This is a genomic window from Streptomyces narbonensis, from assembly GCF_014649015.1.
In the GTDB taxonomy this organism is placed as follows: Bacteria; Actinomycetota; Actinomycetes; order Streptomycetales; family Streptomycetaceae; genus Streptomyces; species Streptomyces narbonensis.
Window position 1 is genome coordinate 329,688 of the sequence record NZ_BMSF01000003.1, and the last position, 24,425, is coordinate 354,112.

General features: G+C 73.4%; 22 protein-coding genes and 1 riboswitch. Of the genes, 14 read left to right on the top strand and 8 right to left on the bottom strand.

Translation table 11 applies throughout. The annotated features are described in order from the left end of the window. Positions 1–136 precede the first annotated feature (136 nt). The 3 genes from IE124_RS07495 to IE124_RS07505 are packed head-to-tail and all read left to right on the top strand — an operon-like array spanning position 137 to position 4,928. A complete protein-coding gene (locus tag IE124_RS07495; RefSeq protein ID WP_189506046.1) occupies positions 137–1,156 on the top strand; it encodes an AAA family ATPase in 1,020 nt (339 codons plus the stop codon). Further along, complete coding sequence (locus tag IE124_RS07500) at positions 1,156–2,505, top strand: DUF58 domain-containing protein (RefSeq protein WP_189506048.1); 1,350 nt, start codon at positions 1,156–1,158, stop codon at positions 2,503–2,505. Before IE124_RS07495 ends, IE124_RS07500 begins: the two co-directional genes overlap by 1 nt. Next, positions 2,502–4,928, top strand: a complete 2,427-nt coding sequence (locus IE124_RS07505; RefSeq protein WP_189506051.1) for a transglutaminase TgpA family protein — start codon at positions 2,502–2,504, stop codon at positions 4,926–4,928. Before IE124_RS07500 ends, IE124_RS07505 begins: the two co-directional genes overlap by 4 nt. A 304-nt stretch (positions 4,929–5,232) precedes the next feature. Here the strand turns inward: IE124_RS07505 and IE124_RS07510 are convergent, their stop codons facing one another. The 3 genes from IE124_RS07510 to IE124_RS07520 form a co-directional block, all read right to left on the bottom strand. Next, positions 5,233–5,637: an SCO2097 family morphological protein gene (locus IE124_RS07510; RefSeq protein WP_056645593.1), complete on the bottom strand. Its 405-nt coding sequence runs from the start codon at positions 5,635–5,637 to the stop codon at positions 5,233–5,235. A gap of 272 nt (positions 5,638–5,909) precedes the next feature. Then, positions 5,910–6,698 carry a methyltransferase gene (locus IE124_RS07515; RefSeq protein ID WP_189506053.1) on the bottom strand — a complete coding sequence of 263 codons (789 nt, stop codon included), beginning with the start codon at positions 6,696–6,698 and terminating at the stop codon, positions 5,910–5,912. A 67-nt stretch (positions 6,699–6,765) separates the two neighbouring features. Further along, the gene (locus IE124_RS07520; RefSeq protein ID WP_189506055.1) at positions 6,766–7,296 is read right to left on the bottom strand and encodes an SAV_6107 family HEPN domain-containing protein; all 531 of its coding nucleotides are present in this window, start codon (positions 7,294–7,296) and stop codon (positions 6,766–6,768) included. Between the two features lie 165 nt (positions 7,297–7,461). Between IE124_RS07520 and IE124_RS07525 the strand changes: the two genes are divergently transcribed. The 5 genes from IE124_RS07525 to IE124_RS07545 all read left to right on the top strand — a co-directional run bounded on the left by IE124_RS07525 (position 7,462) and on the right by IE124_RS07545 (position 13,778). Beyond that, the gene (locus tag IE124_RS07525; protein WP_229832244.1) at positions 7,462–8,511 is read left to right on the top strand and encodes an ATP-binding cassette domain-containing protein; all 1,050 of its coding nucleotides are present in this window, start codon (positions 7,462–7,464) and stop codon (positions 8,509–8,511) included. Further along, positions 8,483–10,570, top strand: coding sequence for a YhgE/Pip family protein (locus IE124_RS07530; RefSeq protein ID WP_189506059.1), 2,088 nt, complete (start codon positions 8,483–8,485; stop codon positions 10,568–10,570). The genes IE124_RS07525 and IE124_RS07530 overlap by 29 nt, the downstream gene beginning before the upstream one ends. A 43-nt stretch (positions 10,571–10,613) precedes the next feature. Further along, positions 10,614–11,222 (top strand): TetR/AcrR family transcriptional regulator, encoded by a 609-nt coding sequence (locus IE124_RS07535; protein WP_189506061.1) that lies wholly within the window; start codon positions 10,614–10,616, stop codon positions 11,220–11,222. Between the two features lie 426 nt (positions 11,223–11,648). Further along, a complete protein-coding gene (locus IE124_RS07540) occupies positions 11,649–12,302 on the top strand; it encodes a DUF4126 domain-containing protein (RefSeq protein WP_189506062.1) in 654 nt (217 codons plus the stop codon). 33 nt (positions 12,303–12,335) lie between these two features. Continuing rightward, positions 12,336–13,778 (top strand): phytoene desaturase family protein, encoded by a 1,443-nt coding sequence (locus IE124_RS07545; protein WP_189506064.1) that lies wholly within the window; start codon positions 12,336–12,338, stop codon positions 13,776–13,778. 22 nt (positions 13,779–13,800) lie between these two features. Here IE124_RS07545 and IE124_RS07550 read toward each other — a convergent pair whose 3' ends face one another. The 5 genes from IE124_RS07550 to IE124_RS07570 form a co-directional block, all read right to left on the bottom strand. Then, positions 13,801–14,685: a hypothetical protein gene (locus tag IE124_RS07550; RefSeq protein ID WP_189506065.1), complete on the bottom strand. Its 885-nt coding sequence runs from the start codon at positions 14,683–14,685 to the stop codon at positions 13,801–13,803. 54 nt (positions 14,686–14,739) lie between these two features. Next, complete coding sequence (metF, locus tag IE124_RS07555) at positions 14,740–15,657, bottom strand: methylenetetrahydrofolate reductase [NAD(P)H] (protein WP_189506066.1); 918 nt, start codon at positions 15,655–15,657, stop codon at positions 14,740–14,742. Between the two features lie 123 nt (positions 15,658–15,780). After that, positions 15,781–16,434, bottom strand: coding sequence for a thiamine phosphate synthase (gene thiE / locus IE124_RS07560; protein WP_189506067.1), 654 nt, complete (start codon positions 16,432–16,434; stop codon positions 15,781–15,783). Positions 16,435–16,550: 116 nt separating this feature from the next. Further along, positions 16,551–16,916, bottom strand: a complete 366-nt coding sequence (locus tag IE124_RS07565; RefSeq protein WP_189506069.1) for an Rv2175c family DNA-binding protein — start codon at positions 16,914–16,916, stop codon at positions 16,551–16,553. Positions 16,917–16,959: 43 nt separating this feature from the next. Beyond that, entirely contained in the window at positions 16,960–18,174 is a 1,215-nt protein-coding gene (locus IE124_RS07570) for an NAD(P)/FAD-dependent oxidoreductase (protein ID WP_189506071.1), read from the bottom strand. 116 nt (positions 18,175–18,290) lie between these two features. Then, positions 18,291–18,403: riboswitch (TPP riboswitch) on the top strand. On the opposite strand from IE124_RS07570, the gene thiO reads away from it, so the two are divergent. From thiO to IE124_RS07600, 6 genes are all read left to right on the top strand, one after another. Then, positions 18,401–19,555 (top strand): glycine oxidase ThiO, encoded by a 1,155-nt coding sequence (gene thiO, locus IE124_RS07575; protein WP_189506073.1) that lies wholly within the window; start codon positions 18,401–18,403, stop codon positions 19,553–19,555. (Overlaps the previous riboswitch by 3 nt.) Further along, positions 19,552–19,752, top strand: a complete 201-nt coding sequence (gene thiS, locus IE124_RS07580; RefSeq protein WP_189506076.1) for a sulfur carrier protein ThiS — start codon at positions 19,552–19,554, stop codon at positions 19,750–19,752. Before thiO ends, thiS begins: the two co-directional genes overlap by 4 nt. A gap of 5 nt (positions 19,753–19,757) precedes the next feature. Continuing rightward, positions 19,758–20,570 (top strand): thiazole synthase, encoded by an 813-nt coding sequence (locus IE124_RS07585; RefSeq protein WP_189506077.1) that lies wholly within the window; start codon positions 19,758–19,760, stop codon positions 20,568–20,570. A 347-nt stretch (positions 20,571–20,917) separates the two neighbouring features. Beyond that, entirely contained in the window at positions 20,918–22,840 is a 1,923-nt protein-coding gene (pknB, locus tag IE124_RS07590) for a Stk1 family PASTA domain-containing Ser/Thr kinase (protein ID WP_189506078.1), read from the top strand. Positions 22,841–22,845: 5 nt separating this feature from the next. Next, positions 22,846–23,697: a deoxyribonuclease IV gene (locus IE124_RS07595; protein ID WP_189506079.1), complete on the top strand. Its 852-nt coding sequence runs from the start codon at positions 22,846–22,848 to the stop codon at positions 23,695–23,697. Between the two features lie 98 nt (positions 23,698–23,795). Beyond that, a complete protein-coding gene (locus IE124_RS07600) occupies positions 23,796–24,401 on the top strand; it encodes a DUF4396 domain-containing protein (protein WP_189506080.1) in 606 nt (201 codons plus the stop codon). Positions 24,402–24,425 lie beyond the last annotated feature (24 nt).

Here is a 24,425-nt window from a genome sequence, read left to right on the forward strand (position 1 = left end):
CCCCGGCATTTCCCTCGCACTTGTCCACAGGCGAGTGACACGACGCGGCCACGCCAACAAGAATGCTCAGGTGACACCCCCCGAAACATGTCCCCGGGGGCAGGTGTCGTGTTCCGGAAAGGCCGAGGAGGGCCGGGTGACGACCTATGACGATCGAGCGAGCCTCACTGATCTGACCACGACCGCGGAGCGTGTCCGCGGGTCGGTGGAGAGTGTGATCGAGGGCAAGCCCGAGGTCGTACGGCTTTCTCTGACCGTGCTGCTCGCCGAGGGGCACCTCCTCATCGAGGATGTCCCCGGCGTCGGCAAGACCATGCTCGCCAAGACCCTGGCGCGGTCCATCGACTGCTCGGTGCGCCGCATCCAGTTCACCCCCGACCTGCTGCCCTCGGACATCACGGGCGTGTCGATCTTCGACCAGCAGCGACGGGAGTTCGAGTTCAAGCCGGGCGCGATCTTCGCCCAGATCGTGATCGGCGACGAGATCAACCGCGCCTCGCCGAAGACCCAGTCCGCGCTCCTGGAGTCCATGGAGGAGCGGCAGGTCACCGTGGACGGCCAGACCTACGAGCTGCCCAGCCCGTTCATGGTCGTCGCCACCCAGAACCCGGTGGAGATGGAGGGCACCTACCCGCTGCCGGAGGCCCAGCGCGACCGCTTCATGGCCCGGGTCTCCATGGGCTACCCGAGCGCCGAGGCCGAACTCCAGATGCTCGACGTGCACGGCTCGGTGTCCCCGCTGGACGACCTCCAGCCGGTCGCCCACGCCCACGACATCCTCAAGCTGATCGAGGCCGTGCGCGCGGTGCACGTCGCCGACGCCGTCCGCCGGTACGCGGTCGACATCGTCGCCGCCACCCGCACCCACCCCGACCTGCGGCTCGGCGCCTCGCCCCGGGCCACGCTCCACCTGCTGCGGGCCGCCAAGGCCTCGGCCGCGCTCAGCGGCCGCGAGTACGTCCTGCCGGACGACCTCCAGGCCCTCGCCGCACCCGTACTCGCCCACCGGCTGCTGCCGACGGCGCAGGCCCAGCTGAACCGGCGCACCGCCGAGCAGGTCGTCCAGGACATCCTCCAGCGCACCCCCGTCCCGGCCGCGGCCCCGCCCGCCGGACCGCTCTACGGCCAGCAGCAGCCCGGCGCCCGGCGGCTGTGATGGCGACCGCCGCCGTACCGGACGGGCAGCGGCAGGGCGACGACCGGGGCGGTCTGCGGGCCGCCTTCGGCGGTCTCACGACCCGCGGCCGGTCCTTCCTCGCCGCCGGGGTGGCCGCCGCCGTCTGCGCGTACGTGCTCGGCCAGGCCGATCTGCTGCGCGTCGGGCTGCTCCTCGCCGCCCTGCCGCTGATCTGCGTCCTCGTGTTGCACCGCACGCGCTACCGGGTCGCGGCCTCCCGCCGCCTCACCCCGCAGCGGGTGGAGGCGGGCTCGGAGGCCCGGGTCCAGCTCCGGATGGAGAACGTCTCCAAGCTCCCCACCGGGCTGCTCATGCTCCAGGACCACGTGCCGTACATGCTGGGACCCCGCCCGCGCTTCGTCCTCGACCGGGTCGAGGCGGGCGGGCGGCGCGAGGTCTCCTACCGGGTCCGCTCCGACCTGCGCGGACGCTTTCCGCTTGGCCCGCTCCAGCTCAGGCTCAACGACCCCTTCGGGATGTGCGAGCTGACCCGTGCCTTCAGCGCGTACGACACCCTCACCGTCGTCCCGCGCACGGAGCCGCTGCCCCCGGTGAAGCTCGCCGGCGAGGCCGCGGGGTACGGCGACGGGCACCAGCGCTCCCTCGCGCTCGCCGGCGACGACGACGTCATCCCGCGCACCTACCGGCACGGCGACGACCTGCGCCGGGTGCACTGGCGCTCCACCGCCCGCTACGGCGAGCTGATGGTGCGCCGCGAGGAGCAGCCGCAGCGGGCCCGCTGCACCGTGCTCCTCGACACCCGCCGGGTCGCCTACCAGGGCACGGGCCCCGACTCCGCCTTCGAGTGGGCGGTCTCCGGCGCCGCCTCCGCGCTGGTGCACATGCTGGAGCGCGGCTACGCGGTCCGGCTGCTCACCGACACCGGCAGCGCGGTGCCCGGAGAGGGCTCCGACGGCTTCGCCGGCTCGGCGCAGGACTCGGCCGACACGGCCGGTCTGATGATGGACACGCTCGCGATCGTCGACCACTCCGAAGGAGCCGGACTCTCCCGCGCCTCCGACGTGCTGCGCGGCGGGAACGAAGGGCTGCTCATCGCCTTCCTCGGCGACCTCGACGAGGAGCAGGCGGCCCTGACCGCCCGGATGCGCGGGCGGACCGGCGCGGCCGTCGCCTTCGTCCTGGACTCGGGCACCTGGCTGACCGGCGCCGCGGCCGGCAGGCGGGTCGAGAACCGCGTACGGCAGCTGCGCGAGGCGGGCTGGACGGCGCTTGCCGTGCCGTCCGGGGCGCGGATCGCCGACGTGTGGCAGCAGGCGGCCGGAGCCCGTACGGAATCCGCCGCCGACACCTACGGAGGCTGGTCATGAGCGGCCGCGCACGGCTGACCCTCGCCTCCTGGGGCGCCACGCTGATGGCGGCCGGGGCGCTGCTCCCGCTGGTCAAGCCGGCGAACTGGATCTTCACGGCGGCCTTCGTCCTCGCCCTGGTGAGCGGCGTGGGCACGCTGGCCCGGCGGGTGCCGCTGGCCCGGCCGCTGACGCTGCTCGCGCAGGCGGCCGTCGTCCTGCTCGCGCTCACGGTGTTCTTCGCCCGGGAGCAGGCCGTCCTCTGGCTGATCCCCGGTCCGCAGGCCGTGACGCACGCCGTCGAGCTGTTCCAGGCGGGTGCCGAGGACGTCGGCCGGTACGCGATCCCGGCGCCGGACACCGAGGGCATCCGGCTCATGCTCGTCGGCGGTGTGGTCGCGATCGGGCTCCTGGTGGACACCCTCGCGGTCACCTTCCGCAGGGCGGCCCCGGCCGGTCTTCCGCTGCTCGCCCTGTACTCGGTCGCCGCGGGGCTCTCCGGCGGCGGCGCGGGCTGGCTCTGGTTCCTCCTCGCGGCCTCCGGCTATCTGCTGCTGCTCCTCGCGGAGGGCCGCGACCGTCTCTCGCAGTGGGGGCGGGTCTTCGGTGGCGCCCAGCGCTCCGGCCGGCCGGGCTCCTCGGGCTCGGGCGGCGGTCCCGCCTTCGCGCCGGCCCGCACCGGGCGCCGGATCGGCGCCGTCGCGATGGGTGTCGCCATGGTCGTGCCGCTCGCGCTGCCCGGTCTCTCCGGCGGTCTGTTCGGGACCGGCGGGGGTGAGAACGGCGGGGGCTCCGGCCCCGGCGGCACGATCTCCGCCGTGAACCCGCTGGTCTCCCTTCAGGACAACCTGCGCCAGCCCGAGGACCGGGAGGTCCTCCGCTACCGGACCAACGCCCGCGACACCAGCGGCCTCTACATGCGGCTCGTCGCCCTCGACCAGTTCGACGGCGCGTCCTGGAAGTCCTCGGTCCGTCCGATCGAGGACGTGCCGAAGCAGCTTCCGTGGCCCGAGGGGCTCAGCCAGGACGTCAAGGTCAGCGAGGTGACCACCAATCTCGTCGCCTCCGAGGCGTACGAGCAGCGGTGGCTGCCCATGCCGTTCCCTGCGGGCCGGGTCGACATCAGCGGCAAGTGGCGCTTCGAGCCGGCCGGACGGATGCTCGTCGGCGACGACAAGCAGACCACCAGCGGCGTCCGCTACCAGGTCTCAAGCCTGGACGTGCAGCCCACGTCAGGGCAGCTGGCCGCGGCCGGGAGCGCCCCGGAGAAGCTGCGCGCCGAGTACACGAAGATCCCCGCCTCCCTCCCCGCCGATGTGAAGGCGACGGCCCGGGAGGTCACCAAGGGAGCGCGCAACGACTACGAGAAGGCGGTCAAGCTCCAGAACTGGTTCTCCGAGGACGGCGGCTTCCGCTACGACGTCGAGGTGACCTCCGGCACCGGGGCGCAGGCGATCTCCCGCTTCCTGAAGGACAAGGAGGGCTTCTGCGTCCACTTCTCCTTCTCCATGGCGGCGATGGCCCGCTCGCTCGGCATCCCCGCGCGGGTGGCCGTCGGCTTCATGCCGGGCACGCCGCAGACCGACGGCTCGGTCTCGGTGGGCATCCGGGACGCACACGCCTGGCCCGAGCTGTACTTCGACGGGGCGGGCTGGATGCGGTTCGAGCCGACGCCGTCGCGGGGCTCCACCCCGGCCTACACCCGGCAGAACACGCCGTCGGGCACGGCCACCGGTCCCGCGCAGCCCGAGCAGAGCGCCTCGGCGCAGCCGTCCGCCGCGCCGAGCGCCTCGGAGAGCTGCACGCCGCAGATGCGCAGGCTCGGCGACTGCGGTCCGGACGCGGCGGTGGCCGGCGCGGAGTCGGACGGGTCCGGCCCGGACTTCCTGACGGCCGGTCTGGTGACGCTCGGGGCGCTCGTGGTGCTGGCGCTGCCGTTCCTGCCGGTGCTGTGGCGGACCCGGGTGCGGTCCCGTCGGCTCGGTCCGGGCGGCGGTCGCGGCCCGGAGGACCTGGCGGCGCGGACGCTCGCCGTCTGGCGGGAGATCACCGACACGGCCTGGGACTACGGGGTCGAGCCGGACGAGTCCATGACGCCGAGGAAGACCGCGGCGCGCGTGGTCCGACTGGGTGAGCTGCAGGGTGAGCCGGCGGACTCGGTGCACCGCGTGGCCCGTGCGGTGGAGGAGGTGCTCTACGCGCCCCGGCCCGTGCCGGCCGCGGGTCTGGCCGAGGAGGCCGCCCGGGTCAGGGCGGGATTCCACGCGAGCGCCGACCGCCGTGCGCGCCTGCGCGCGGTGCTGGCCCCGCGCTCGGCGGTCCGCCTCCGCTGGGCGGCCTCGGCCCGCTGGTCGGCCGTGACGACGGTGTGGGCGGAGCGCCGCCAGGCGCTGGTCTCGCGTACGGCCTCGCTCCTCCGCCGCACGCCCCGCGAAGCGGGCTGACGGCCCTGGTGGACCGCCGCTCCGTGCGGAGCGGCGGTCCAGCGGCGGCAACGGTCCGAACCCAAGCAGCGGTCCGAGCCGGAGCGGCGGTCCGAAACCCCAAGCAGCGGTCCGAGCCGGAGCAACGGTCCCAACCCAAGCAGCGGTCCGAGCCGGAGCGGCGGTCCGGCGGAGCAGTCCACGAACGACGGGAGTGCCGACGACGGGAGTGCCGACGACGAAGCCCCGCAGGGCACCGCGCCGTGGCGCGGGCCCTGCGGGGCTCGGTCCTTGTCAGGGTGCGGGGCTACCGCTCAGGGGGCCGTCAGTGGCCGCCGCCCTGCTGTTCGTCGCGGCGGCGCTGCCACCGCTCTTCGATCCGATTCATGGTGGAGCGTCGCTGCCGGGTCTGGCGACCACCGGCCGCCGTCCCACCCCTGGCCTGCTGTTCGCCCGGCTTGGGCGCCTTGCGCCATCCGGTGACCGCCAGGACCGCGCAGCCCAGCATGACGAGGAATCCCACCACGCTGATCCAGATCTGCTGTGCGACCATTCCGGCCATGAGGAGCGCGATACCCACCAGGAAGCCGGCGACTGCCTGGTAAACCCGTCGGCGGGTGTACGTACGCAGCCCGCTTCCCTCGAGCGCTGTCGCGAACTTGGGATCTTCGGCGTACAGCGCTCGCTCCATCTGCTCGAGCATTCGCTGCTCGTGCTCCGAGAGCGGCACGGAGTCCTCCTAGTCGTCGGTCGCGGGGGCGACCGGTTTGCGGCCCTTTCAGGATAGGCAGGGAATCGCCCCCGTGAAACCCGCCCACAATGCCGAATAGCCAATCCGGGCCGCCATGCGGATCGGTTGCTGAGGCGTTGATTCCCCAGCGCCTTCTCCGTCATGCCGGATGGTCTCCCCCGATCATACGGGGCGGAACCCCACATCGGGCGGGCTGTGGCGTACTCCATCGCCGCCCGAGGCCCGCAGCGCCGAACGGGGGCCCGTGGCTGTCAGGCGCGCTTCTCGCCGAGAACGTGCAGCTGGGTGGCGATGGCGTGGAAGGAGGGCAGCTCGGCGGCCGCGGCCTCCAGCTTGAGGAGAGCCTCCGCGGCGCCCGGCTCGGTGTCCACGAGGACTCCCGGAACCAGGTCGGCGAAGACCCGGACGCCGTGCACGGCGCCGATCTGGAGACCGGCCTCCGCCGTGAGCTCGGTGAGCTGCTCGGCGGTGAAGCGGCGGGGCACGGGGTCGCCCGCGCCCCACCGGCCGTCCGGGTCGGTGAGCGCGTGCCGGGCCTCGGTGAAGTGCCCGGCGAGCGCGCGGGCCAGCACGGCGCCGCCGAGCCCGGCGGCGAGCAGGCTGAGGCTGCCGCCGGGGCGGAGCGCGGCGACCGCGTTCCGCACGCCCTCGGCGGGGTCGTCGACGTACTCCAGGACGCCGTGGCAGAGCACGGCGTCGTACGCCTCGCGCTCGACGACGTCGAAGAGACCGTGGACGTCGCCCTGGACCCCGGTGACCCGGTCCGCGACCCCGGCCTCGGCGGCCCGGCGCTCCAGCGCGAAGAGGGCGTTCGGGCTGGGGTCGACGACGGTGACGCGGTGCCCGAGGCGGGCCACCGGCACGGCGAAGTTCCCGGAGCCGCCGCCCGTGTCGAGGACATCGAGGCTGTCCTTCCCGGTGGCCTTGACCCGGCGGTCCAGGGCGTCCTTGAGGACGTCCCAGACGACGGCGGTACGCAGGGAGGCGCGCGACGGTCGCGACGACGTCTCTCGACCGAAGACAGGGGAAGGGTCCGGCACGGCTGTTGACTCCTCGGTGACGGGTACGGACGGTCCCCACCCTATGGCCTCGGGCCTGCGTTTCGGATCAGCCGCCGGCCTCTCCGGCCCCCGGCTGACGGGGCAGCACCGGCTGGAGGACGAGCAGCCGCTCGACCAGCCGCAGGAACAGGGCCGCGTCCCGGAGCAGGTCGTCGGCCTCGCGCCGGCTCGCCGCGCTCGTGATCCCGGCCTCGGCGCGGGCCCTGCGCTGGGCGCCGGAGGCGAAGAGGGCGCTCCACTCGGTCAGCTCGGGCGCGAGCCGGGGCAGCAACTCCCAGGTGCTCCTTATCCGCTGTCGGTGCCGGGGGGCGGTCTCGGGCCTGGCTCGGACGGCGAGCACGGCCGCCGCGGCCCGCAGGGCGGCGAGGTGGGCGGTGGCGTACCGCTCGTGGGGCCGGTCGAGCCCGGCGGCCTCGGCGAGTCCGGCACGGGCCTTGGCGAGCAGGTCGAGCGCGGCGGGCGGGGCGCCGGCCCGGCGCGGGACGGGGTGGACGTCGGAGGCTGGTCCGGACCGTGCGGGTGCGGCGGTGCCGCCGGGGCGGGGGCGGGGCGCGGCTGCTGCGGAAGGGCTGGCCATGACGTGCCTCCTGTCGTCGCGTGACGGCTCTGTGGCCGTATGTGTCCATCGTGCAGGCCCCCACTGACAACGCGGGCTGACCTGGGCTTTTGCGTGATCGACTACCCCGGGGTAACTTTTGAACTGACCAGTCAGTTCAAAAATGGGGAAGTGGGGGGTGGGCCCGTGGGAGCGGAGGCAGAGGAGCAGCCGCACGGCGCCGCCGTCGTCGCGGACGGCTTCGGACTGAAGGGGCCGCGCGGCTGGGCCTTCCGGGAGGTCTCCTTCCGGGCCGAGCCGGGCGCGCTGATGGCGATCGAGGGCCCGTCCGGCTCCGGTCGTACGTGCCTGCTGCTGGCCCTGACGGGCCGCATGAAGGCCACGGAGGGACACGCCGAGGTCGGCGGGGTGCGGCTGCCCCGCAAGCTGGGCGCGGTGCGCCGCTTCAGCGCCCTCGGGCAGGTGCCCGGTGTGAGCGAGCTGGACCCCGCCTTCACGGTCGCCGAGCACCTGCGCGAGCGGGCGCTGCTCCAGCGCCGCTTCGACGGTTCCGTACGGGCGTTCCTGCGGCGCCCCGCCGAGCGGGCGGCGGAGGCCCGGGCCCGGATCGACGAGGCCGTCGAGGCCGCCGGTCTCGACCTCGCCGCCCTGCCGAAGGGCGAGCGGACCTCCGTACGCGATCTGGAGCGGCTCGAAGCGCTGCGGCTCTCCATCGCGCTGGCCCTCGTCGGCCGGCCCCGGCTGCTCGCCCTGGACGACACGGACCTGAAGCTCTCGGACGCCGACCGGGCCGAGGTCTGGGCGCTGCTGCGCTCGGTGGCCGACGCCGGCACGACCGTCCTCGCCGTCTGTGCCGAGGCACCTGCGGACGCCCAGCGGATCACGACGGTCGCCGACACGGCGGAGCCGGCTGAGAAGCCGGCGGACCAGCCGGAGGACCCGACGAAGCCCGAGAAGGCCACCAAGCCCAAGAAGGCCGGGGAACGGGAGAAGGCCGTCAGGACGGCGCCCGCGAAGGAATCCGAGAACGGGTCCGAGAAGGAGTCCGAGAAGGGGTCCGCGCAGGGATCCGAGCAGGGATCCGAGCAGGGATCCGAGCAGGGATCCGAGCAGGGATCCGAGCAGGAATCCCGGCCCGACGACGCCGAGCCCGCCACCACCGATGCCGACGCGGACACCGAAGACGACACCGAGGAGGGGACGGCCGATGCGCTCGCCGAAACTGGCCGCTCTTGAGCTGAAGCGCTTCGGCAGGGGAAAGCTGCCGCGCGCCGCGCTCGTCGCGATCCTGCTGCTGCCGCTGCTCTACGGCGCCCTGTACCTGTACTCCTTCTGGGACCCGTACAGCAGGCTCGACAAGATCCCCGTCGCCCTCGTCAACGAAGACCGGGGCGCCACCGCCGACGGCAAGAAGATCAACGCCGGTGACGACATCGCCGAGGGGCTCCTGGAGAGCAACACCTTCGCGTGGCACCGGGTGAGCGACGCCGAGGCGCGCAAGGGCGTCGAGGACGGGACGTACTACCTGTCGCTCACCATGCCCGGCGACTTCAGCTCGCGGATCGCCTCCAGCTCCGGAGCCTCCCCCGAGACCGGCGCCCTCAGGGTCCGGACGAACGACGCCAACAACTACATCGTCGGCCAGATCTCCCGCACGGTCTTCTCCGAGGTGCGCACGGCCGCCTCCACCAAGTCCTCGCGCACCTTCCTCGACAAGATCTTCATCTCCTTCTCCGACATCCACGAGGCCACCGCGAAGGCCGCCAAGGGCGCGGACGACCTCAAGGACGGGGTCGACAAGGCGAAGAAGGGCTCCAAGGACCTGGCCGCGGGCCTGAAGGACGCCAAGGAGGGCAGCGGCGACCTGGCCGCCGGGCTCAAGAAGCTCGACAAGGGCGCCCGGGACGTGGAGAACGGTTCGCGCAAGGTCGCGAACGGCACGCAGAAGCTCGCCGACAAGGTCAACGGCACCGCCGACAAGGTCCGTCCGTACCTGGCGAACAACGGCACGTCGATCCGCGACAGCGCCCGCCTCGCCTCGGACTCCATCGAGGCCGTCCGCAACAACCTCGGCGACCTCGTCAGGCGCGCCCCGGTGGTCCGCGCCGGCGCGCACGCGGCGAACGACGGGCTCGCCACCCTCCACCGCGACGAGTGCGAGAAGAACCCGGAGCCCGACGCCAGGGTGTGCGGGGTGCTCAAGAAGGCCACGGTCTCCGCGAACGACGTGGCGACCATCGCCGACGACGTGCACGCCCTGACCAAGAACAGCACCGGCGACCTCAAGACCCTGGACGCGCGGCTCGTCAAGCTCAAGAAGCAGGCCGACGAGCTGGCCGTCCGCGCCCCGCACCTCGACGAGGACGTCGAGGACGCCATCAGGAAGATCAACGAGCTCAACGCGGGCGCCAGGAAGGTCGCCGACGGCGCCGACCGGCTCCACACCGGCATCAGCGGTGCCAAGACCGGCTCGGCCGACCTCGACACCGGCATCGGCAAGCTCAAGAAGGGCGCGGGCGAGCTCGACGGCGGGCTGTTCAAGCTGGCCGACGGCTCCGGCGCGCTGGCCGTCGGTCTGCACGACGGGGTCAAGCAGATCCCCGACTACGACGAGAAGGACCGCGACCGGCGTACGGAGGTCATGGCCGACCCGGTGCAGCTGGCCTCCCAGTCCCTGCACAAGGCGCCGAACTACGGCACGGGCTTCGCCCCGTACTTCATCCCGCTCTCCCTCTGGGTCGGCGCGATGGTGGCGTACATGATCATCCAGCCGCTGAACCGGCGTGCCCTCGCGGCCGGCGGATCGGCCTGGCGGATCGCGCTCGCGGGCTGGCTCCCGGTGGCGGCGATCGGCATCCTCCAGGTCGGTGCCCTCATGTCCGTCCTGCACTGGGGCCTCGGCCTCCAGATGGCCAGGGCCGCCGGCACGATCGGCTTCCTCGCCCTGGTCACCTGCTGCTTCGCCGCGATCATCCAGTGGCTCAACGCCCGCTTCGGCGCGGCGGGCCGGATCCTCGTGCTCGCGGTGCTGATGCTCCAGCTGACCTCGGCGGGCGGCACCTACCCCGTCCAGACCAGCCCGGGCTTCTTCAACGCGATCCATCCCTTCCTGCCGATGACGTACGTGGTCGAGGCGCTGCGCCGGCTGATCACGGGCGGCGGGATCGAACCGGTCTGGCAGGCCTGCGCGGTGCTGACCGCCTTCACCCTGGGCGCCCTGGCCCTGACCGCCGTCTCCGCCCGCAAGCGGCAGGTCTGGACGCTCGACCGACTCCACCCCGAGCTGACCCTGTGAGACAGGGCCGGCGACACCCGCGACACCTGTGAGAATCGACCCCATGGACAGCAGCAGCACCCGACGCCAGGCCACCCGCGCGAAGCTCTACGAGGCGGCCGTCACCCTCATCGCGGAGCAGGGCTTCTCCGCGACGACGGTGGACGAGATCGCCGAGCGGGCCGGGGTGGCCAAGGGCACGGTCTACTACAACTTCAAGAGCAAGACCGAGCTCTTCGAGGAGCTGCTGCGGCACGGGGTCTCCCTGCTCACCGCCTCGCTGCGGGCCGCGGCGGAGGAGACGGACGAGCGGGGCGGGAGCCGGGTCGACGCACTGGACGCGATGATCCGGGCGGGACTCGTCTTCATCGACCGCTACCCGGCCTTCACCCAGCTGTACGTCGCCGAGCTCTGGCGCACCAACCGGGCCTGGAACTCGACGCTCCTGGTGGTCCGCCAGGAGGCCGTCGCGGTCGTCGAGGGGGTCCTGCGGGAGGGGGTCGCGGCCGGTGAGCTGAGCGAGGACATCGACGTCCAGCTGACGGCGGCGGCGCTGGTGGGCATGGTGCTCGTGGCGGCGCTCGACTGGCAGGCCTTCCAGAGCGAGCGTTCGCTCGACGACGTGCACGCGGCGCTCTCGCGCCTGCTCCACGGCCGGGTCGGCGGCCGGTAGGCCCGTGAGCGAAGAGATCCGTACGCGGAAAGGTCCGCACGCAAAAAGGTCCGTACGCGGAAGGCCCGTAAGCGAAGAGGCCGTACGCGGAAGGCCCGCACGCGAAGAGGCCGTACGCGGAGAGGTTCCGTCGCACCCCGGACGCACGCGAAAGGCCGGTGCGGTGAGGCTCGTTCCCCCCGAGCCCCACCGCACCGGCCTTGTTCTTCGCGTGCACCCCCGTGCACCCCCGTGCACCCGTGGCACATCCCCCGTACCCCGGGCGGTAGGTGCGCGGCCCCGTTCCGCAGCCCCGTGCCGGCGGTGCCGGCGCCGCGCCCCTTCCGTGGTCACCACTCTGCCGTCCCGGCGGGTCCGGGCCCATCCGCGAACCTACTCATCTCCCCCTCTAGGTACGGATACTCAGTCCTGGTTACGATCGCGGGCGTGTCGGTACTCCCCCTCGTGTTCACCAGTGGCTGGGCCAGCGGGATCAACGCGTACGCGGTGGTCCTGCTCCTCGGCATCTTCGGCGCGACCGGGCTGACCGACGAGGTGCCCGCGTCCTTGCAGCGCACCGATGTCCTCGTCGTCGCGGGCGTGCTGTTCCTGTGCGAGGCGGTGGCGGACAAGATCCCGTACGTCGACTCGGCCTGGGACTCCGTCCACACGGTGATCCGGCCGATCGCGGGTGCCGTGATCGCCGCTCTCCTCGCCGGCCAGGACGGTTCGCTGCCGCAGCTCGCGGCGGGCGCGGTCGGCGGCTCGACGGCCCTCCTGAGCCACTTCGTCAAGGCCGGGACGAGAATGGCGGTCAACACCTCGCCTGAGCCGTTCTCGAACATCGCGCTGAGCCTCGCGGAGGACCTCGGGGTGGCCGCGATCGTCACCTTCGCGATCTTCAACCCGGTGGCGGCGTCGATCATCGCGGCCGTCCTGCTCGCCCTCGGCCTGGCCATACTGTTCTTCCTCGCCCAGAAGATCCGCCGCTTCCTGCGCCGCTGGTCCCAGCGCCGCGAGGAGAAGCGGCTCGTGGACTCCTCCGCGGGGAGACGCGCGGCGCGGACACCGCCCCCGCCGGACGAGTCCGACCACTTCTGAGCGGTGTCCGACCCGCCGGATAGGGTCGGTGACATGGCACGGATTGTGGTGATCGGCGCGGGACTCGGCGCCATGGCGACGGCGGCCCGACTGGCCGTGGCGGGCCACCGGGTGACGGTGTACGAGCGGACGGCGACGTACGGCGGGGCGGTCGGCCGCTTCGCCCGCGAGGGCTTCGTCTTCGACACCGGCCCGGGGCTGCTGCACCTGCCCGCCGTCTACCGGGACCTGTTCGTGAAGACGGGCAAGGAGCCGCTGGAGGAGTGCGTCGCGCTGACGCAGGTCGATCCGGCGAGCCGTCATGTCTTCGCCGACGGCACGCGCGTCGACCTGCCGAACGCCTCCCGGGCAGGCACGGTCGCCGCCCTGGACGCGGCACTCGGCGCGGGCGCGGGCGAGCGCTGGGGCGAGTTCCTGGTGCGGGCCCGCGAGGCCTGGGACCGGACCCGCCGTCCGCTCCTGGAGGAGCCACAGCCGGCCGACCCGGCGCCGCTGGCCCGGGAGCCGTACCCGGCGCTGAAGGCGGGTCTGCTGCGCCGCCCGACGACGACGCTCGCCCAGGTCGGGGCGCGGGAGCTGGGCGATCCCCGGCTCGCCGCCCTGCTCGACGCGTACGCGGGGTCGTACGGCTTCGACCCGGCGACCGCCCCGGCAGCGGCCGCCGTCCTGCCGTACATGGAGCAGACCTTCGGCAGTTGGTACGTGGGCGGGGGCCTGCGGGCGCTCGCCGACGCGGTGCACGAGCGGTGCCGTGAGCGGCGGGTGGAGTTCGTCTTCGGGACCGCCGTCGAGGACGTCCTGGAGAAGGACGGCCGCGCGGTCGGCGTCCGGCTGGCCGACGGCGGGACCGTCGAGGCCGACCACGTCGTCTCCGGCGCCCCGCTGCCGTCGCTCTACCGCGACCACGTCGTGGCGTGGGAGCAGGAGGACGACCTGCCGCGCCACCAGGCGACGGGGACGAGCAGGGTGACGGTCTGTCTGGCCCTGCGCGGGCCCCGGGAGTCCACGGCCGCCCACCGCACGGTCGTGCACGCGGCGGGCGAGCGGCCGACGGTGACGGTGCTGCGGCCGGACGACCCGGCGCTGCGGCCCGACGCGGAGCACGAGTCGGTGACGGTCACGGCGACGGTCGGGACGTCTCCGGAGCGGGACGGGCAGGGCTGGGAGGCCTTCGCCGACCGGATGGTCGAGGCGGCCGCCCTGGCGGTGCCCGGGCTGCGGGAGCGGCTGCTGTGGCGGCACATCCGCACGCCGGAGGACGTGCGGCGGGACACCGGCGCGGCCGAGGTGCCGGGCCCCGCCCTCGGCGGCGGGCGCGGCCTGCTGCTCCCAGCGGCCAACCGCTCCCCGCTGCCCGGGCTCTGGTTCGCGGGCGGCTGGTCCCACCCGGGCGGCGGGCTCGCCCACGCGGGCATGTCGGGCGCGCTGGTGGCGGGCCTGATCGTGGAGGGCGCGGACTTCCGCGGCTCGCGCTGAGCAGGCCGCGGGACGCGTCCGGTCAGTAGCGGTACTGCTGCTGCTCGTCCGGGTGCTGCTCGTAGCCGTACGGGCTCTGCTGCTGCGGCGCCTGCTGCGGGGGCTGCTCGGTGTCGCGCTGCTGCGGGACCCAGACGCCGCCGGGCGGGGTGTCGTAGGTGTACGAGGGGGCGTAGGGGTCGCCGTAGTACGAGGTGTACTGCTGGCCGTCCGTGCCCGGGCCGATGTACGGGTCGGAGTAGGCGGCGTACTGCTGCTGCGCGGCGGGCACCCCGTAGTCGTAGGCCGGCTGCTGCTGCTCGTACGCCGGGGCGTAGGGGTCGTAGGCGGGCTGCTGCGGCTGCTCGTACCCGGTGCCGTAACCCGCGCCCTGCCCGGTGTCGTGGTGGCCGGTGTCGTGGTGACCCGTGTCGTGGTGACCCGTGTGGTCCTGGCCCTGCCGGCCAATGTCGTAGATCCCGTACTGGCCGGTCTCGTCCGGCAGCGGCTGGGGCTCGTAGACCGCGGTGTGCTCGGCCGCCGGGACGGCCGGGTCCTCCTGGCGGTGGCCGTCGGCCGGGTCGTAGCCGTCGGCGGTGTCGTACGAGAGCTCGGTGACCTCCAGCGTCGGACCCGCCTGAGCGCCGGCCTTGCGGCGGCGGCTCGCGCCCGGGTTCCCGCCGATCGCCCAGCCGGTGGAGAAGCCGCGGCGGAAGGAGAGCGTCACATAGGTCTGGCCGACGGCGAAGGCGACCGCGCCGGCGATGATGACCGCCACCGAGGGCATCAGGACGCCCAGGACCACGCCGAGGAAGCCGGTGAAGGCGAGGATTCGCCAGCGCAGCCGCGCCTTGTACTGGAGGAGCACCTCCCCCAGCAGCCACAGCGCGACCACGCCGAACGCGATGTAGAGGACCGTCCACCCCATGCCCCGCCGCCCCTCTCCACGGTCACCGCCGCGGGTCGGGGCGGGTACGACCGGTCACGACTGCTGGTGCAGTCCGAGATTCTCGTAGATCTCGAGCGTCGCGGTGGAGCTGTTCAGCGTGATGAAGTGCAGTCCGGGGACACCCTCGGAGAGCAGACGCGCGCAGAACTCCGTCGCGAACTCGATACCGATGGAGCGTACAGCGGCCGGATCGTCCTTGACCGCGAGGATGCGGTCTTTCACGTGCGCGGGGAAGGCGGCGTTGCTCAGCTGCGGCAGCCGGTCGAGGGTCTTCACGTTCACAACGGGCATGACCTCGGGGATGATCGGGGTCTCGCAGCCCGCCTTCACCACGCTGTCGCGGAGCCGAAGGTAGTTCTCCGGATCGAAGAACATCTGGGTGATCGCATAGTCGGCGCCCGCGCGGCACTTGTCCACGAAGTGCCGGATGTCCGTGTCCCAGTCGGTGGAGCGGGGGTGCATCTCGGGGAAGGCCGCGACGCCGACGCAGAAGTCGCCGGACTCCTTGATGAGCCTGACCAGGTCGGCGGCGTACAGGACGCCCTCCGGGTGCTCGACCCACTCCCCCAGCGGGTCGCCGGCCGGGTCGCCGCGCAGCGCGAGCATGTTGCGGATGCCGGCGTCGGCGTACTGGCCGAGGACGTTGCGCAGTTCGGCCACCGAGTGGTCGACGGCGGTGAGGTGCGCGACGGGGGTGAGCGTGGTGTCGGAGGCGATCTTCTGGGTCGCCTTGACCGTGCCGCCCCGGGTGGTGCCGCCGGCGCCGTAGGTCACGGAGACGAAGCTGGGGCCGACCGCCTCGACCCGGCGCATCGCGTTCCAGAGGACCTGCTCGCCCTTCGCCGTCCGCGGCGCGTAGAACTCGAAGGAGTACGACGTGCCGCCGGAGGCGAGGATCTCGCGGACCGTGCGTGCGCGGTCCGAGCGGACGGAAGCGGTACCTAGGGCCATACGGGCAGGTTAGACGGGTGTCGAGGAGCCGCGTAGAAGGCGTCCGCGTTGTGGACAATTTTTCGGACATTCTCGCGGGGCGCCGCCCTGGCGCCGGGGAGAACACCGCCCGCGAAGCCTGGCTCAGGCCGCGGCACGCTCCCGGACGCGCTTGGCGAGGGCGGCGGTGGCGGCCGCCGGGTCCGCCGCCTCGGTGATCGCGCGGACGACGACGATCCGGCGGGCGCCCGCGTCCAGGACCTCGTCCAGGTTGGTCTCGTCGATGCCGCCGATGGCGAACCAGGGGCGGTTCTGAGCCAGACCCGCCGTGTACCGCACGAGGTCGAGCCCCGGCGCGTACCGCCCGGGCTTGGTGGGGGTGGGCCAGCAGGGCCCGGTGCAGAAGTAGTCCACGCCCGGTTCGACGGCGGCCGCGGCCGCCTCGGACTCGGCGTGGCAGGAGCGGCCTGTCAGGACCTGCTCGCCGAGGATCGCGCGGGCGGCGGGCACGGGCAGGTCGCCCTGGCCGAGGTGGAGGACGTCGGAGCCGATGGCGTGGGCGACGTCCGCCCGGTCGTTCACCGCGAGGAGCTTGCCGTGCCTGCGGGCGGCCTCGGCGAAGACGGCGAGGTGCTCCAGCTCCTCACCGGCCTCCATGCCCTTGTCGCGGAGCTGCACGATGTCCACGCCGGAGGAGAGCACGGCGTCGAGGAAGGCGGGCAGGTCGCCCTGGCGCTTCCGGGCGTCGGTGCACAGGTAGAGCCGGGCGTCGGCGAGCTGCTCACGAGGCGTGGGCATGGGTGGGTTCCCCCCGTCGGTGTCGCCGGTGCCGCGGCGGCCGGCCCGTGAGAGGCCGGTCGCCGCGACACCCGCTGGTGGTGTCTTCGGTGCGTGTGCGCGTCAGCGCGCGGGCGTCAGATGGCGAGCGCCTGGGCGCGGCGCTTCACCTCCGTGCCGCGATTCTCGTTGAGCGCCTGAGCGGGCGTGCCCGGCAGGCTCTCGTCCGGAGTGAAGAGCCACTCCAGCATCTCCTCGTTGGTGAAGCCGTCGTCCCGCAGGACGGTCAGGAGCCCGACGAGACCCTTGACGATCTTGTCGCCCTGGATGAAGGCGGCGGGGATCTGCAGGGAGTTGTTCTCACCGCGGCGCACGGCGATGAGCTGGCCGTCCTTGATCAGCTGTCGCACGCGCACCACGTCGACATCGAGCATCTCCGCGATGTCGGGCACGTAGAGCCAGGCGGGGACGAGCTCATCGATCTTTACGTCAATCTCGGTCACAGGACAAGCCTGCCATCCCGGACTGACAGCCGGTAGTCGGGCCCTACCGGACTGCCGCCTTCAGAGGGACGGAAGGGTCGGCGGCGCGCCCGGGATCGACGGCGGTGGCCGTCTCGATGAGCTTGCGGCCCTGGGCCAGGTCGCGGGGGCGGCCCACGGCGAGGAGGGCGACCGGGACCCCGCCGCGCAGCCAGAGCACGGACCAGGTCTCGTCCGCCGGGTCGCCGCGCCACAGGAGCTCGTCGGCGTCCGCGTGGTGTCCGGCGTACTGGACGAACCGGCCGAACTGCTCGGACCAGAAGTACGGCACGGGGTCGTACGGGCCGGGGTCGGCGCCGGTGATCGCCGCGGCGACCGTGCGCGGGCCCTGGAGGGCGTTGTCCCAGTGGTGGACGAGGAGGCGCTCGCCGTAGCGGGCGGAGGGGTAGGAGGCGCAGTCGCCGACGGCGTACACGTCGGGCAGGGAGGTGCGCAGCCGCTCGTCGGCCGTGACGGCGCCGCTCGGGTCGAGGGCGATGCCGGAGCCGGCGAGCCAGCCGGTGGCGGGACGGGCGCCGATGCCGACGACGACGGCGTCGGCGGGCAGCTCGCGGCCGTCGGCGAGGACGACGCGGCCGGGTTCGACCGTGTCCACGCGCGCGTGGGTGAGGAGTTCGGCGCCGTTCGCCCCGTACCAGCCGGCCATGGGGGCGGTGACCTCGGCGGGCAGGGCCCCGGCGAGCGGGCGGTCGGCCATCTCGACGACGGTGACGGCGCAGCCCGCCGCGCGCGCGGCGGTGGCGAACTCGGCGCCGATCCAGCCCGCGCCGACGACCACGACCGTGTGGCGGCGCTCCAGGACGGGGCCGAGGCGCACGGCGTCGTCGAGGGTGCGCAGGAGGTGGACCCCGGGGACGCCCTCGGCGCCTGGCAGGGTGATCGGGTGGGCCCCGGTGGCGACGACCAGGACGTCGTACGGGACGGGTCCGGCCTCGGTGTCGATCTCGTGGTCGGCGGCGCGCAGCCCGGTGACGTCGAGGCCGAGGCGGAGTTCGACGTCGAGGGCCTCGAAGTCGACGTCGAAGGCGGAGTCCTCGGCCTTGCCGAGGAGGATCGCCTTGGAGAGCGGGGGCCGGTCGTAGGGCTGGTGGGGCTCGGCCCCGATGAGGGTGACGGGGCCGGTGAAGCCCTGCTCACGCAGGGCGACGGCGGTCTGCACACCCGCCATCCCGGCGCCGACGATCACGACCTGCTGCTGGGCCTGCTTCTGCTCGCTCACCCGTCCACCTTACGCATCTGACGGACCGTCAGTAAGGGAGGGGCCCGGCGCCGACCCCTGGGGCCTCCGGGGAGGGGACTGTGGCTCGCCGGAGGCGGGGGCTAGTCTGGCGGGCGTAAAGCACTCGCGGGAGCCCGGACGCACCGGGCTGAGAGGGAGGCTGGGCGGCCTCCGACCGTACGAACCTGATCCGGGTCATGCCGGCGAAGGGAGGGGCTGGACGCCCATGCGTTCTTCCGATGTCCTCGTGGTCGGGGGCGGCATCATCGGCCTGGTCACGGCCTGGCGGGCCGCGCGGCGCGGGCTGCGCACCGCCGTGGTCGACCCGGACCCGGGCGGCGGCGCCGCGCGGGTCGCGGCCGGGATGCTCGCCGCCGTCACCGAGCTCCACTACGGCGAGGAGACCCTGCTCGGGCTCAATCTCGCCTCCGCCGCGCGCTATCCCGCGTTCGTCGCCGAACTGGAGGAGTCCACCGGTCTCGACGTGGGCTACCGCGCCTGCGGGACCCTCGCCGTCGCCCTCGACGCCGACGACCGGGCCCATCTGCGGGAGCTCCACGCCCTCCAGACCCGCTGCGGCCTCACCTCGGAGTGGCTGAGCGGGCGCGACTGCCGCCGGCTCGAACCGATGCTCGCCCCCGGCGTGCGCGGCGGGCTGCGCGTGGACGGCGACCACCAGGTCGATCCGCGCCGGCTGGCCGCCGCTCTCCTCCTGGCCTGCGAGCGGGCCGGGGTGGTCTTCCACCGTGTCCTCGCGGAGCGCCTCACGGTCGTCCGCGACCGGGCCCGCGGGGTCGTCCTCGCGGACGGCGAGGAACTGACGGCCTACCAGGTCGTCCTGGCCGCGGGCAGCCTGAGCGGGCGGCTCGCGGGCGTGCCGGACGAGGTCCTGCCGCCGGTCCGCCCCGTGAAGGGCCAGGTCCTGCGGCTGCGGATCCCGCCCGCGTATGCCCCCTTCCTCTCCCGCACCGTCCGGGCCGTCGTGCGCGGCAGCCACGTCTACCTCGTCCCGCGCGAGAGCGGCGAGCTCGTCGTCGGCGCGACCAGCGAGGAGCTCGGCTGGGACACCACGGTCACGGCCGGCGGGGTGTACGAGCTGCTGCGCGACGCCCACGAGCTCGTCCCCGGCATCACCGAGCTGCCGCTCACCGAGACGCTGGCCGGACTGCGTCCCGCGTCCCCGGACAACGCTCCGCTGCTCGGCCCCAGCGCCCTGCCCGGCCTGCACCTGGCCACCGGCCACTACCGCAACGGGGTCCTGCTCACCCCCGTCACCGGCGACGTCATGGCGGAGCTGCTCACCACGGGCACCCTCCCCGAGGAGGCGCGCCCCTTCACCCCCCGCCGTTTCTCGCCCGTCCGTCTGGAGCAGCCCGCATGAACGTGTCCGTGAACGGAGAGGCGCGCCAGCTCGCCGGCCCCGTCTCCCTCGACGCCCTCGTCGCGACCCTGAGCACGGCCCCGTCCGGAGTGGCGGCGGCCGTCAACGAGGCGGTCGTGCCGCGCAGCGAGTGGTCGCTGACACTGCTGGGAGAGGGCGACCGGGTCGAGGTCCTGACCGCGGTACAGGGAGGCTGAACACGATGTCCGACGACCTGTTCCTCCTCGGCGGTACGGAGTTCTCCTCCCGCCTGATCATGGGCACCGGCGGCGCGCCGAGCCTCGACGTCCTGGAGCGCTCGCTGGTCGCCAGCGGCACCGAGCTGACCACCGTCGCGATGCGGCGGCTCGACCCGACGGTCCAGGGCTCCGTCCTCTCCGTCCTGGAACGGCTCGGCATCCGGGTCCTGCCGAACACGGCGGGCTGCTTCACGGCGGGCGAGGCGGTCCTGACCGCCCGGCTCGCCCGGGAGGCGCTCGGCACCGACTGGATCAAGCTGGAGGTCGTCGCCGACGAGCGGACGCTGCTGCCGGACGGCGAGGAGCTCCTCGCCGCGGCCGAGACGCTCGTGGACGACGGCTTCACCGTCCTGCCCTACACGAACGACGACCCGGTCCTCGCGCGGAAGCTGGAGGACGTGGGGTGCGCGGCGATCATGCCGCTCGGCTCCCCGATCGGCTCCGGGCTCGGCATCCGCAACCCGCACAACTTCCAGCTGATCACGGAGCGGGCGGGGGTGCCGGTCATCCTGGACGCCGGTGCGGGCACGGCCTCGGACGCGGCGCTCGCGATGGAGCTGGGGTGCGCGGCGGTGATGCTGGCCTCGGCGGTGACGCGGGCGCAGGAGCCGGTGCTCATGGCGTCGGCGATGCGGCACGCGGTGGAGGCGGGCCGCCTCGCGCACCGCGCGGGCCGCATCCCCCGCCGCCACTTCGCGGAGGCCTCGTCCCCGGTGGAAGGCCGCCCCCACCTGGACCCGGAGCGCCCGGCCTTCCAGGGGGTGTCCGGAAAGTAGCGCCGTCTGCCCGCAGGGCAGGGCTCGCGACGTCTGGTGCGTGCGATCGCAAGGCGCCGGGATGCCCTCGTAGCTCGCTACGTGGGCATTTGGGCTTGGGGTCTCCCCAGGCCCTCTGGGCTAGGGGGTGTCTGGTCGATCAGGCCGGATCACGGACGCCGCGAGCCCGGCATGATCGACAAGACACCCCCTAGGGGAAGCGGCGAGTGTGCGCGCCGGACGCCGCGAGCCAGGCGGGACTTTCCGGACACCCCCCAGCCGGTCCGGCTGCGGCGCTCGTCACAGCTCCGCTGCAGTACCGGGGCATCCGCGCAGGGGCCGTGTCCACGGCTCGTAGACTCGTCGCCGTGGACACGACCCTTCAGGACCCCCTCGTCGGGCGGCTGCTCGACGGCCGCTACCGCGTCGACGCGCGCATCGCCGTCGGCGGGATGGCCACCGTCTACCGGGCCGTCGACACCCGCCTCGACCGCGTCCTCGCGCTCAAGGTGATGCACCCCGCCCTCGCGACGGACGCCGCCTTCGTCGAGCGGTTCATCCGCGAGGCGAAGTCCGTCGCCCGGCTCGCCCACCCGAACGTCGTGGGCGTCTTCGACCAGGGCGCCGAGGGCGCGTACGTCTACCTGGCGATGGAGTACGTCGCCGGCTGCACCCTCCGCGACGTCCTGCGCGAGCGCGGCGCCCTGACGCCCCGCGCCGCGCTCGACATCCTGGAGCCGGTCCTCGCCGCGCTGGGCGCCGCGCACCGGGCCGGGTTCGTGCACCGGGACATGAAGCCGGAGAACGTCCTGATAGGGGACGACGGCCGGGTCAAGGTGGCCGATTTCGGTCTCGTACGGGCCGTGGGCTCGGCGACCGCCACCACCGGCTCGGTCCTCGGGACCGTCTCGTACCTGGCACCGGAGCAGATCGAGCACGGCACGGCCGACACCCGCGCCGACGTGTACGCCTGCGGTGTCGTGCTGTACGAGATGCTGACCGGCGGCAAGCCCCACGCGGGCGACACCCCCGCCCAGGTCCTCTACCAGCACCTCCACACGGACGTGCCCGCCCCATCCGCCACCGTCCCCGGGCTCGCCCCGGAGCTGGACGAGCTGGTCGCGGCCGCCTCCGCCCGCAACGCCGACCTCCGCCCGCACGACGCCGTCGCGCTGCTCGCCCTGGTCCGGGAGGCCCGCGCTGCGCTCGGCGACGAGCAGCTGGACGCCGAGCCGCCGCAGGCGCGCTCCGAGACCCGGGACACCGCCGAGGACCGGACGAGCGTGATCGCCCGCGTCGCGCCGGCCGAGTCCGACGTCCAGCAGGTGCAGCACACGAACCGGCTGCCGGCCCCCGAGGCGCCCCCGGCCGCGCCCGGCCGGCGCGCCGCCCGGCTCTCGCGAGCCCCCCGCGGCCCGCTCCTGATCGTCCTCGGCGTCCTGCTCGCACTCGGTGTCGGCACCGGTGTCTGGTACATCAATTCCGGCCAGTTCACCCGCGTCCCGGCCGTCCTCGGCCAGACCGAGGCCGCCGCGACACAGCGGATCAAGGATGCCGGCCTGGACGTCGGCACGACGAAACGTGCCTTCAGCGACGTGTACGAGCGCGGCACGGTCATGGCCGTCGCCCCCGCCCCCGGCGAGCGCGTCCGGGGCAACGCCACGGTCACCCTCACGCTCTCGCGCGGCCCCGAGATCGTGAAGGTGCCGAACCTCAGGAACAAGCCGCTCGCGGAGGCCAAGGCCATCCTGAAGAAGGAGGGGCTGGCCCCCGGGGTGGTCACGCGCGAGTTCCACGACTCCGTCGCCCAGGGCGCCGTGATCGGCTCCGACCCCGAGCCCGGCACGGAGCGCCGCCCCGATTCGGCCGTCGCCCTGGTGGTCAGCAAGGGTTCCCCGATCGACGTGCCCGACGTCACCGCCGAGACCGTCGCCGACGCCACGGCCACGCTCCAGGAGGCCGGCCTCACCGTGCGGGTCGCGCCGGAGCGGATCCACTCGCCCGAGGACGCCGGCACGGTCGCCGCCCAGTCGCTCGCCGAGGGCAGCCGGGCCGCCGAGGGCGACACGATCACCCTCACCGTCTCCAAGGGCCCGAAGCTGGTCGAGGTCCCGGACGTCACGGAGGAGAGCACCGAGGACGCCCGGACGATCCTGGAGGACGCGGGCTTCGAGGTGGAGGTCAAGAAGTCCTTCCCCTTCCTCGGCGACACGGTCACGAGCCAGTCCGTGGAGGGCGGCGAGACCGCCCCCGAAGGCTCCACCGTCACCATCACGATCAAGGGACTCTAGAGCTCATGCGCAACCCCGTCGGCGGCCACGTCCCCGTGGCCGGTGGCCTCGCCACGACCGGCCTCGCCTACGCCCGCGTCCTCGGCGCCGAGACCGTGCAGGTCTTCGTCGCCAATCCGCGTGGCTGGGCCACCCCGGTCGGCAACCCGGCCCAGGACGAGCTGTTCCGGGCCGAGTGCGAGGCCGAGTCGATCTCGGCCTGGGTCCACGCCCCGTATCTGATCAACTTCGGCTCCCACACCGAGGCCACCGTGGAGAAGTCGGTCGAGTCGCTGCGGCACTCGCTGCGCCGGGGCCGCGAGATCGGTGCGAAGGGCGTGGTGGTGCACACCGGCTCGGCGACCGCGGGCCGCCCGCGCGAGGTGGCCCTCGCCCAGGTACGCGAGCGGATGCTCCCGCTCCTCGACGAGCTGACGCACCCGGACGACCCGTACCTGCTCCTGGAGTCGACGGCCGGCCAGGGGTTCTCGCTCTGCTCGCGCGCGGAGGACTTCGGCCCGTACTTCGACGCGCTCGACCGCCACCCGAAGCTCGGCATCTGCCTCGACACCTGCCACATCTTCGCGGCGGGCCACGACCTCGCGGAGCCGGGCGGCGCGGTGCGGACGCTGGACGAGCTGGTGGCGACCGTCGGCGAGGGCCGGCTGAAGCTGATCCACGCCAACGACTCGAAGGACGTCGTGGGCGCCCACAAGGACCGTCACGCCAACATCGGCGCCGGCCACATCGGCGAGGACGCCTTCCGCGCCCTGCTGCGCCACCCGGCGACGGACGGGGTGCCCCTGATCATCGAGACCCCGGGCGGCACGGAGGGACACGTGGCCGACGTGGAGCTCCTGAAGAAGCTGCGGGGCTGACCGGGCCGGCATTTCCTGTTGAGTAGTACCCCGGGGGGGTATACGGTCTCCTGTAGAGAACAGGAGCGCAGGAGCCGCTACCCGAGCTTGGGGGCACCATGCAGCACGAAGCGCACGCCCAACACGACCACGGCGCCCACGAGGGTCACGAAGGCCACGAAGGCCACGAGAACCGCACCCAGCACGGCGAGCACGTCCAGCACCAGGGCCACGAGGAGCAGCACCAGGACCACAGCGCCCACCACGCCCACCATCAGGCCGACGGCAAGGTCTCCTGGGGCACGGCCGCCAAGGCCACGCTGCACTGTCTCACCGGCTGCGCCATCGGCGAGGTGCTCGGCATGGTCATCGGCACGGCGCTCGGCTGGGGCAACGTCCAGACGATGGTCCTCGCGATCGCCCTGGCCTTCTTCTTCGGCTACGCGCTCACCCTGCGCGGCATCCTGGCCGCCGGCGTCGACTTCAGGACGGCGTTCAAGGTCGCGCTCGCCGCCGACACGCTCTCGATCGCCGTCATGGAGATCATCGACAACGGCGTCATCGCCCTCTGGCCGGGTGCCATGGACGCACACCTCTCGGCGCCGCTGTTCTGGATCGTGCTCGCCATCGCGCTCGCAGCGGCGTTCGTGATCACCACTCCGGTGAACAAGTGGATGATCGGCCGCGGCAAGGGCCACGCGGTGGTCCACCAGTACCACCACTGAACGGACCGTCCGAGACACACCCCG